This window comes from Streptococcus sp. HMSC074B11 (assembly GCF_001808705.1).
Lineage (GTDB): Bacteria > Bacillota > Bacilli > Lactobacillales > Streptococcaceae > Streptococcus.
Window position 1 is genome coordinate 101,024 of sequence record NZ_KV794288.1, and the last position, 10,457, is coordinate 111,480.

The 10,457-nt window shown below is 36.3% G+C and carries 13 protein-coding genes and 2 pseudogenes; 1 reads left to right on the top strand and 14 read right to left on the bottom strand.

All coding sequences use genetic code 11. From position 1 onward, the window contains the following. Positions 1-19: 19 nt before the first annotated feature. The 6 genes and pseudogenes from HMPREF2619_RS07715 to HMPREF2619_RS11760 form a co-directional block, all read right to left on the bottom strand. Positions 20-814, bottom strand: coding sequence for a DUF4261 domain-containing protein (locus HMPREF2619_RS07715; protein ID WP_083279621.1), 795 nt, complete (start codon positions 812-814; stop codon positions 20-22). Positions 815-862: 48 nt separating this feature from the next. Beyond that, positions 863-1,360: a hypothetical protein gene (locus tag HMPREF2619_RS07720; protein WP_070460516.1), complete on the bottom strand. Its 498-nt coding sequence runs from the start codon at positions 1,358-1,360 to the stop codon at positions 863-865. A 10-nt stretch (positions 1,361-1,370) separates the two neighbouring features. Then, positions 1,371-1,925, bottom strand: a pseudogene (locus HMPREF2619_RS07725) (hypothetical protein). Between the two features lie 18 nt (positions 1,926-1,943). Beyond that, entirely contained in the window at positions 1,944-2,426 is a 483-nt protein-coding gene (locus HMPREF2619_RS07730) for a hypothetical protein (protein ID WP_186821497.1), read from the bottom strand. A gap of 18 nt (positions 2,427-2,444) precedes the next feature. Then, entirely contained in the window at positions 2,445-3,296 is an 852-nt protein-coding gene (locus tag HMPREF2619_RS07735; RefSeq protein ID WP_070460520.1) for a CbrC family protein, read from the bottom strand. 31 nt (positions 3,297-3,327) lie between these two features. Continuing rightward, positions 3,328-3,835, bottom strand: a pseudogene (locus HMPREF2619_RS11760) (YfbM family protein). A 118-nt stretch (positions 3,836-3,953) separates the two neighbouring features. Here HMPREF2619_RS11760 and HMPREF2619_RS07745 point away from each other — a divergent pair. Next, a complete protein-coding gene (locus HMPREF2619_RS07745; RefSeq protein WP_070460522.1) occupies positions 3,954-4,973 on the top strand; it encodes a hypothetical protein in 1,020 nt (339 codons plus the stop codon). A 30-nt stretch (positions 4,974-5,003) separates the two neighbouring features. Here the strand turns inward: HMPREF2619_RS07745 and HMPREF2619_RS07750 are convergent, their stop codons facing one another. From HMPREF2619_RS07750 to HMPREF2619_RS11815, 8 genes are all read right to left on the bottom strand, one after another. After that, positions 5,004-5,810 (bottom strand): hypothetical protein, encoded by an 807-nt coding sequence (locus HMPREF2619_RS07750; protein WP_070460523.1) that lies wholly within the window; start codon positions 5,808-5,810, stop codon positions 5,004-5,006. 48 nt (positions 5,811-5,858) lie between these two features. Beyond that, positions 5,859-6,170 carry a hypothetical protein gene (locus HMPREF2619_RS07755; RefSeq protein WP_000351658.1) on the bottom strand — a complete coding sequence of 104 codons (312 nt, stop codon included), beginning with the start codon at positions 6,168-6,170 and terminating at the stop codon, positions 5,859-5,861. Positions 6,171-6,208: 38 nt separating this feature from the next. Continuing rightward, positions 6,209-6,529: a hypothetical protein gene (locus HMPREF2619_RS07760; protein ID WP_070460525.1), complete on the bottom strand. Its 321-nt coding sequence runs from the start codon at positions 6,527-6,529 to the stop codon at positions 6,209-6,211. Positions 6,530-6,621: 92 nt separating this feature from the next. Then, positions 6,622-7,500, bottom strand: a complete 879-nt coding sequence (locus HMPREF2619_RS07765; protein WP_070460527.1) for a DUF4300 family protein — start codon at positions 7,498-7,500, stop codon at positions 6,622-6,624. Between the two features lie 45 nt (positions 7,501-7,545). After that, positions 7,546-8,427, bottom strand: a complete 882-nt coding sequence (locus tag HMPREF2619_RS07770) for a diacylglycerol/lipid kinase family protein (protein WP_070460529.1) — start codon at positions 8,425-8,427, stop codon at positions 7,546-7,548. Between the two features lie 276 nt (positions 8,428-8,703). Beyond that, positions 8,704-9,423 carry a class I SAM-dependent methyltransferase gene (locus HMPREF2619_RS07775; RefSeq protein WP_070460531.1) on the bottom strand — a complete coding sequence of 240 codons (720 nt, stop codon included), beginning with the start codon at positions 9,421-9,423 and terminating at the stop codon, positions 8,704-8,706. After that, positions 9,413-10,195, bottom strand: a complete 783-nt coding sequence (locus tag HMPREF2619_RS07780; protein ID WP_070460533.1) for an alpha/beta hydrolase — start codon at positions 10,193-10,195, stop codon at positions 9,413-9,415. Before HMPREF2619_RS07780 ends, HMPREF2619_RS07775 begins: the two co-directional genes overlap by 11 nt. Before the next feature lie 89 nt (positions 10,196-10,284). After that, on the bottom strand, positions 10,285-10,452 hold the full coding sequence (locus tag HMPREF2619_RS11815; RefSeq protein ID WP_398578184.1) for a DUF6892 domain-containing protein: 168 nt from the start codon (positions 10,450-10,452) through the stop codon (positions 10,285-10,287). Between the last annotated feature and the right edge of the window lie 5 nt (positions 10,453-10,457).

The window sequence follows — 10,457 nt, forward strand, 5'->3', positions numbered from 1 at the left end:
CTCAATTATAAATCATGGTTTAAACATCTAATTTCAAGGAATTTCCTTCCAAATAGACGGCTTTTGACTCAGTGATTTTGATTTTTTGATCTTCTGAAAAGCCAATGGTTTCACCGTCCTTTAAGGTGACATCACTGCCTAAAACATACTGAAGAATAGACAAGAGGAAATAATATAAGTCATCGCTATTCATAGGAGACTCGATAATTTCAATCTCAGTTCTTCCAAACTCTTTCAAACCATAAGTGTAAATACTAGTTTTATCTCCCTGGTTGATAATTCCCATGTAAATCCAGAGTTGAAGGGGAAGCATTTCTTCTTTCAAAAGGTCAGCCAGGTCTAGATAAAGATCTTTGGGCAAGAGCAAGGTGGTAGAACCCTGATAAATACCAATAGCTAATTGACTAGTTTTTAGGATAGAGGCATTGACTTTAGTTAACAGGGAATAAGTTTCTACTGGCGAAAGATTGTCAGACAAAATAGAAACAATAGCATGCTGTGTGTGCTCCTGTGTTTCCTTCTCAACATCCTGCCAGAGGTAAGAATAGGCATACAATTTTTCAAATTCTTGACTTGGGATGGGAAGATCCATCAAAGCCAGCGCAACGAGAGCACCATCAATCACAAAGGTTGCACTAGAATCATCCCCAGAAACTTCAGAAATTTCAAGTCCCCAGTGAGATTTCAATTCCTGAATGACCTGGTCGAAAGAATAGGCTTGATTGCCTTTGAAAAGAGGCATGGACAAGATCAGTTGTTTTTTCTTCTCTGACTTTTCTTTCTTACTAGTAAATAGATTTTTTAAAAAATTCACAGGACTTCTCCTTTTTCTCATATCAGTTGGAAAGCAAAGCTCTCTTACTCAAAGTAAGTCGCCATACCAAGTTTCCTCATCCTCAAAACCGTAAAATTTCTCATCAAGTAGCCAATTTCCATCCACCAATCTAAGTACAAACTGATGCTTCATTTCTAAAGCTTCTTGATAATGAGTGATGACTCTTGCTTCTTCAGCTTTTGTCATGATAAAATCTACAGAAAAATCATTCGTTTTAACATAGTTATACTCACTTGGAGAGCTATAAGAAATTCGAACTCCTCCTTCCAAGTAATTTTGAGTCACTCGTCCAGTTAGAAGTTGCATTTGCCTCTGAAAATAGTCATCCATAAGTTCATTCCACTTGGGATGAATTTGATTTGCTGGGATGCCAAGGCGTTCTTTTTCCTTATCCAGTGCTCTGTTACGCTCAAAAATTTCCTCTTCTAACAAGGTTAAACTTTTGAGTAAATCAAGCAAGGGTGGGATGATTATTTCCGCCATAGCTCGATAGTTTTCAGGGGTATTTTTATAGTTCACTCTCATGATAACTCTCTTAACTCTCCTGGATTAATTGCTTTACTTCTATGTCTGAAAGTTGTCCATCCATGTAGAGTTTCCTAAGTAAATCTTTATCTACAGTAATTTCATAATAGTCAGTCACAAACTCATGAAATCTCTCAAAGCTATCAAAAAGGTAAGAAAGCAACCATTCTCCACCATCCTGGCCTTGGTAAGTCTGTTGATGCGCGTGACCATCATACCAGATAAAGAAGGTTGTTTCATCTTTTTGTTCTTCTGAATAAAGTGAGACATACTTTTCATCTAGTCCTTTATAAAAACCATCAATGACATCTTGATTCCACTCGTCAGCAGCAAACTGGCTTAAACTGCTTTCATGATCAAAACCTTTTAAGAGGATCATTTTATCAGTCAAAATCACATCTAAAGAATCACCAGAGCCATTATCAATAAGATAGCGGACTCCATAGTCTTCCTCAGTCTTAATCACGAGTCTAAGCCAATCCTCACTCGGATCTGTCAGATATTAGTCAATGACTAGCAAGGCATCTAAGCGAGTCTTTATCTTGTCCCAATCAATCTTTCTCATCTCTAAAAACCTTCCATCTTATTCTTGCAATTTATCAAGATCACAAGCCCTATAACGAGCTGTTAGATAGCCTGAAAAGCTAATCTGAGGGATATTCCACTCATTAGGCAAATAAATCGAACAATCTACCTGATCACCTAGAGGGGAACTTGCTGAGAAGACATATCTTCCCAAATCCTCATTATTAGGATTTCTTTCAACTTGACTCAATCTGCTAGTATTGAACCAGTCTTTAAAAAGTAACCAGATTTGCTCGGCATCTTCATTAGATAAGGTGGTTTTCAAGTTGTAGCTGATTCCGACTCTACATCTTTTTTTGAATCCTGACTCATCAGCCTTACAAACTTTTATCGATCCCTTATCATACTGCCAGTTATCACTATCTAATAGGGGAAATTGAACAGATAGATTGTCTTTAAATCCCTGCATAGTATCTAATAAATCTTTGGAGGCTACTTCGAATAATTCTAGTTCTTCCATAGTCTTCTCTTTAATTTTCATAGCTAATCACATTTCGATTTAATCTGCATCAACCCAGATCTGGTATTTTTGACAATGGAGACATCTAAACAAATAACCACAGATAGGCCCGTCTTTGACCAAGTAGTCTTCTACCTCTTGATATTCTTCACGCGCTTCATACTCTGCCAAGACTTGCTCAGCGATTCCCATATCCTTCAATTCTCGAGTTCCAACTGTACCCAAGTAAGCACAATAATCTTGGCAACAAGAAAGCCAATATTCTCCCTGCCAACTAGAGTAGCCTGGGGTCTGACAAAAAAGCAGCTGATTCTTTTCTGGATCCAATTCACCCTGCCACTCGGCATCTTGGATAAATTCTACATCGAATTTCTTAGCTGCTAGCCCATTTGCAATGCAAGTTGGGCAGAGATGTTCTATCTCTTCAATACTATAGGGTCTAAGAGAATAATAAACATTGCTTTCTTTCCCACAAGATGGACAAAGCTTGGCTTCTCCTTCAACAAATGAATCTGTAGCCAACGGATCTGGATGATAGATAAAATGTGGCAAAGACTGTAATAACTTCTGCCTATGCTTCTTCTCTTCTTTTCTTAGAGGACGAGGAAGGGCAAATCGGTCTCCATGACTCTGACTCATTTCCTGTAAACGGCTCAGTTTCTTTAACTGTTTTCGATCAGGTTTGTCTAAAATTTCGGTAAATAATCTATAGGCACTAGTGTAGAGACCCAATTGTTCATAGAGGTCAACTAAGACTTTCTTAGCTTCTAAATCATTAGACTTAGCTAATTCATCAGCCAAATCATAGAGTGCCGCAACACTGGAAGAATTTCCATCTTGTTCCAGGTATTGCTTTTTTAAAGTAATATACTTTTCTAGAAATGGATTCATAGGACTACCTTTCTAATGGAATATAAAAACCTTAACAAATAGTCACTAAGACATTCCCCTTGTGGTTTAAGATTTCCTTATAAAAGTCTTTCATTTTGACAAAGCAGGTTAAAATATCATCCTTAATTTCTTCCTCTTCCTCAAGATAATCCCAAATATTAGGATACAAGTCGGCCTTCTTGCATGCTTCCATACTAAAGTCTGCCAAGGCTCTGTGCATGTCAAAACATTCTAGAGCTTCTACAATCTCGGCTATCTTGTTTTTTTTCGGTATAGGCTATGTACTCAGACACTTCTTCTAAAGGAGTCACTCCTAAAACCGCTTCTCTCAAGGGATTGTCATCCAAAAATTCTGAACTACTAAATCCTGTCAAGACAAAGACCAAGGCATCCCACATTTTGTCAATATCTAGTAAAATATCATGACTATCAGCGGAATCCTCAGCAAAGTCTAACAAGTTATCTTCTTGGTTAGAAAGAGCTTTTATTTGTTCTAATTCATCGTCTGGTAAATATTGATAATTGGCAATCATTCCCATGATTTTTCTCCTTTGAATCTTGTAGGATAATACTGATGTTTTTAGCTCTATTTTATAGAAAATGCTATAATGGAGCTAAGAAATTGTTTTATTGAATGTTAAATAGGGGGAAATAGTAATGTTCACTAGTATTGTTTTGGGTTTTTATGCTCTTTTCTTTCTATCCTTGTCCTTTACTATCTATCTCTATATTAGACTTGTAGTTGCGGTTAAAAAAGGCAAAGACATTCCCAAATGGATTTATAAACTCGGCCATGCCATTCAAGGTAGAATTCACGTTGACTATGAAGAAATTACTGATGCCAATGCCATTAAAGAGATTCATTGGTTCTTGCTAATCTATTTAATCGTAAATCTCCTCGTATTGGCTGTCTTCTACTATCATGGTAATAGCTTTCCTCAAGCCATTTATGAATGTTTGAAGAAACAATTTTTCATCGTACTTGTTAGTATGGTTTTAAAAAGTATTGGCAAATTTGTTGTACTGGCTATAAGAAAAAACTTTCATAACAGTCATGTCTATGCATCAACCAACGCTTTTATCGGGATAGCTTTTTTAACGAGCTATGTTTTTATGTTTTGCATGATGATGAGTGGTCTTCCGGCTCAACCTGTTCCAGTAAGCATTCAAGATACCACTGTCATTATCGGGGAGACCAAGGCTTCCGAGCTTTTAGACCAAGGCTATACCTTTGGAGATAAAGGCGCAGAGAGCTCCATCACCAATCCCAAAAACGACCACTTCTACTACGGTCAGCTTCTCGAAGTCAAGCGGGATAATCAGTCCTTTGGCTTTATGAGCCTCACTCCCACAGGTAAAGATACTGATCAGCTCAAAAACTGCGTCATCACCTATTACAGAACACCTAAGGATAACAATCAACTAGAAGAAATTTCCATCAATCATGTCAAGCTAGCAAATCTCAAACTCCAAGATTTTCAAACACGAAAGTTAATCGATATCTTTGAAGTCAATCCTGCTGATTATAATGTCTCTGATAAGGATACCAACTTTATCCTAACCATCCAAACAGCAGATTACGACCTCTGGAAAAGGTACCAGATTGAAACCAAGTTCCATTCAGATGGTTCCCTAGATAGTTATGGTGTCAGAGCCCAACACAGTCAATGGGAATGATTGACCATTTCCCCCTTTATCACATAGGCATTAAACTGGAAAAATATCGTCGACAAGTTTATAGGTTTCGATGAACCGAAGGCCAGAAAAGCCTTTATCTCTAGTGATTTCTTCATAAATATCTTCTAAATTTTGGGCAGGTGCCAGCATCCAAAGACTAAATGGGCTGAGTTTCACCTGTCCAATTTTTTCAATATTTTCTAATAATTGCCCTAAATCTTTGTGATTGAACCAGCAATCTGTAACCAGAGCAAACTTCCTATTGTCCATCTTACAGGAGATATGACTGGTCAAAAAATCATCGATGGTGGGCTTTTTTGTCTGTAAGAGGCGCGTGCAAGCTAGATGGTACTCAAGCTTTCTAGGACTCTGCTCAACCATAGATACAAAGACAAGACCATACTCATCTTGGAACTTAACAGCAAGGATATCTCCTTCTTCAAAGTAGGGTTTGCGTTTAGCTTTGTCTTTAGGAACCTTTAGAGGTCTAGGATTTTCAGTTTGCAACTGAACTGCAAGTTTTTCCAAGACCTTCTGCCTTTGCTTCAAAGCCTTTGGATCTATTTCCAACCAAAATGGATCAGCCCCTTTTTTTATAAGCTCCAAGGTTTTGTCTCTGATGTCGTCTGTCAGATGACCAATCTTCCACAACGAGTAGGCAAGAGCAGTCCAATAAATTTCTGTAAAAAAGTCTGTTTGACAGTGATCTTTTTCCGCATCGAGGATATCCTTGATAATATTGGCTACATGATCACCATCTCTATAGCGACCAACTACCTCATTGTAAATGTCATAACCTTGATCACTGTCAATGATTTTAACGCCATCAATAGCCATTCTCAACTCCTAATACTCAATCGACATCTTATTGCTAAATCTCAAAACTTATTTAATCTTATGCTTGTTCATTTTCTCTTGGAAAATATCTGTAAGAATTTGTCGCAATTCTTGAGCTTCCTTTTCAGGAAGTTGGCCTTCTTGTTCAGCTACAGCATACAACTCTGGATACTCGAGCGAGATTCTCTTAACGGTACGTGTAATAGCATGTTTTCTAACAAAAAATGGAATCCGTTTAATCATATCCTGAGGAATTAAGGCGATAATCTTATCGGCAGTTTCCTTATCGTTCAGCTTAGAGAAAGTTAGTCCCTTTTTAATCATCTCTTGTTCTTTTTCTGTAAAATCTTTAATATCCATTGTGTCTCCTTATGACTATTTTATTTACTACTATTATACTATTTTTTTAATTGGTCGAATGAAAAATCTCTATAAATCCTCTTTTTCCCAAGAACGGAATCTGTTGTAACAGGTAGTTTTTTCAGCAACTCTTGGATATCAATATCTTTGGGAAGAGGATTCAATTCTCCCAGACTATTTTCCTGAAGATGTGCTGCAAAGATAAACTCTCCCTTTTCCCAATCCATAGCACAATCATTGATAACATCTACTGGAGACAGGTCCAACAGTTCTTGCTCTTGCGCTATAAAAGTCTCGTAGATCAACTCAAAAATAGCTTCTTTATCAATTTTTACAACTCTTAATGTATATTCATCCATGCTTGCTGTCCTCTAATCATATCAATTTAACTATCATTCGGTTGGTAACTTCTTATCTACTCTTTAGGCAAATCATCCGAAAAATACTACTTTTAGAGTTGAACCCACTTATCATTATCCATAATAAAGGGCTTCGCTAGACCTTCACCTGTATAGTTTTCGTATTTTGTATCTAGATATTTGTAGCAATCTTCCTTGGTTTCAAATTTGATGGCTTGATAAGGCTCCTCAAAGGTTAACTTTTCGACAAAGAGATAGCCATCCTCACTTGGCACAAGTATCCCGACATGGCCAATAAATAAGGATTGACCATCCAAGTCATCATGGACGACTACGGAGAGCATTCTTGCATTTTCATTAAACTTGAATTGAGAAAGGAATTGTTCCATCTTAGAAGCATGCACCTTAACATCTGTCGTTGCTTCGGTCTTGACTCTTGAGAATAAAATATCAAAAGCATCCTTGTCTTCCGCACCAAAGACTTTTCCTTTGTCAATGGCATCATTATCGACAAACAAGAGGGAATCATCTTTCTCTAACTTAGGGATTTCGATAGAATTTTTCAATAAACAATAACTGTTAATACGACAGTTGGTACCTACAAAATCACCTTTCTTCGGTGTCCAAAGATTGCTTATCTTTTCAACATCATAGTCTGTTTTGGTAAATGTAGAAAAATCCCCAGTTAAGCCAACCGAACCTATAGTTTCATTGTAGTCATTAACAAGGTTGAAAAAAGCATCGACACTATCTTTATCCAAATGCGCAGCCAAGGCTTTTCGAACTTCTTCTGCACTTGGTTGACTGTTCATATTGGTATAGCTAGCCTTCCAAGAAACTTGAGCAGACTGTGTTTGAGTTACTGAAGTTTCAGTAGTTCCATCACTCGACTTTTGAGCTTGATTACAAGCCACTAAGGTCAAAAGAAGTGTTGAGCAAAGACCAATAGTCGCTAATCTTCTAAAATTCATAGGCTTTCCTTTGTTTAAAAAAATTGTTGTTAAAGGTAAATAAGATTATGCTTTCGGTTGAGAATAGACTTGGATATGCTGCCCTAGTACCTTGATTTCTACTGGTAGGTCATCAGATTTATCACCGTCAACATCCGTTTCTAATTCGGAATCAGAAGAAATTTTGATATGACGAGCTTTTATGTACTCGATGTGATCATTTTCTACAACATCACCCTTTAATAAGTCAGGGATTACAGATAATTTAGAAAGAATTGATGCATCCTTAAGAATCAGAACGTTTGCATATCCGTCCTTATCTTCATCAAAAATCTTCTTATCAGCAAAATAATTGGTTAGGAGAACTAAAACGTGACTTGCTTCTCCAATATAGTTTCCATTTTCTGTTTCAACTTGAATATTAAATGCTTGATCTGTAACAACTGACTTCATGGTATTAATCGCATAGGCGAGCATGCCAAATTTTGTTTTATCCTCTATCCCAACGTTATGGATGGCTTCTGGTAGTGAACCAATACTAAAAATGTAGCCAAAATAGTGGCCATTGGATTTTCCAATATCAATCTTGTTTGTAGAACTAAAATCAAGCTCGTCAATGGCACCATCAATATCTTGATTGATTTCTAATAATTTCGTAATGAGATTTCCAGTTCCTCCAGGTATAATTGCTAGTTTTGGAATATAGTCTCTTTCAGCGATACCAGAGATTACTTCATTGACAGTCCCATCTCCACCGAATACGAGAACTGCCTCATAATGTTCTCTGGAAGCTTCTGTGGCGAAGTTGGTTGCGTCTTGCGCTTTTTGTGTAATTCTGGTATCGACTTGCTCGAAGTATTTTTTAGCCTTATTTTCTAGCTTATCCTTATAATCTAAAGCCTTTTCTCCACCAGAGGTTGGATTGATAATCAACATTATTTTTTGCATTCATTTTCTCCTCAATATCTATTTACATTTTTAGGTTATTAATATATATTTTTTGATACACTTTATTATATAATGAAATTTCTAAAAACAAAAATTGAAAGTACTGAACTAAAATAGATACAATCATGAACTGTCTAAGAATTTTTCTTTCAAAATTGGAAAAATAGATTTGTAGAAAAGATTTTATCAAGTTACAAACTGAAGAAATCATCTCATTCACTCTTTCTTCATATACATCAGTTTTTAATTTACTTTAAAACAAAACCTATGCTTCTATTATTTTTTTAGCCACAAATGTTGTAAAAAACTAATATCTTTATAGGGTTTTAAATCACATACTGCAAGTTCAATCTTTGTCATTTCTTCTAACCAGTTTTCTTTGTTCTTAAATTCATTTGGCTGTAGACTGTAAAATGTTCGAATCCCCAAATATTTTTCTAATTTAAGACCAGACAAAGCTAATATTTCCTCAATCGTATAAGTAGAACCACTTGCAAAAGATAGGCTCTCAAAATTTTCACCATTGAGTAAGCTAAATGCTTGATTGATATCATTAGCAAAAACAACACTTTGTAGAACTTTTCCAACGTGATTATGCTTGATAATTGAAATCAAGCCATCATCTTTTAAAATTCTTTTGAACTCCAGAAGATAGTCTTTTCGGTCATTAGGATCTATATATTCTAAAACATTATGGCAAAGGACAAGATCAAAGGATTTATCCGTAAAACGAACGAGTTGGTCAATACTTCCCCACAATTTTTCATAGGATGTGGAAGAGTTGGCATAGAGCATTTCCTCATTAGGTACAACAGAAATAACTTTATTCTTGCGAGAGAGAAATTCACTGACCAAGCCAAATCCAGATCCAAAATCAAGAATTTTCTTACCTTCCAGATGAGCAAGTTGGGCAAAGGTTATTTCATATTGTATCTTTCCCCAGGGTTGTTTTAACATATTTCTATAATGTTCAAGATCAGATTTTTTACTTATCATGTCTTACCTCATTAAAACTGATATTTTTCTTTAAAACCATTTCTTCTAATAATTTACAGTAAACTGCCGGATTTTCAGTGATCTTACAACAGTGGTCATATCCTTGCCAAATATGAAATTTGGCATGAGGATACTTTTTTGGGAGAACTTTTTTAGCAGCCATCAAGTCGAATTCTCTTGAACCATAAAAGAAAACACAATTTTTTTGTTCCCCTGGCGTAAGGTTAGGCAAAGCTACGAAGGCACAATCATGGGAAATATGTTTGATGCTTTCTTCATCCATAGCAATGAAAGAATCCGCCATCATCTCTCCTTTGTCTCCATAAAGTGCAACCATCTTATGAACAGCTATATCTCTATTTCGCAGAGCTTTTCTATGCTTTATTAACAATAAATACCTAGTAAAGACATCAAGCAAGGGCGCATTTGTCCATAAACTAACCCCTTCAAAAACAAGTTTCTCAAACCTGATGTCCTTGTAATTCAACAGTTGCAGTAATACAACTCCACCCAAGGATGCACCAAAGGCTAAACGCAAGTCTTTTATATGATGATCCTTTAGATAATCATAAATCATCTGGCTTTCCTTAAGACCCGATTCGTAGATGAGCGAAGCTGATTGCCCATGCGCCGACAAATCCGGAATGATATATCTAAACTTTTGCCCCATCTGGTCTGCAATCAGGGACTTCATCCCTTGAGCCGATGATAACATCGGGTGGATTAACAATATCGTCTCTTTCTGATTAGAATTAAGATCAAGAATGTTCATTATCTATCACCAGATTTCTTTCCTTTTTAGCCCTTATCATTAAAGAACTTATACCATCCATTTATGATTTATTCAGATAAATGCAACAATTATAATACCTTCACTTGAACCCCTTGCTTGTCGAAGGTTTTTTTGACATGTTCAAAATTACTGCTTATGATAGTCGCTTGCTTCAGATTTGAAAACTGTCGCAGTTCTTTAAGACTAACTTCATTTAGATCGAAACTATCACCTTCACCGTCCCACTGAGGTATCAAATTCA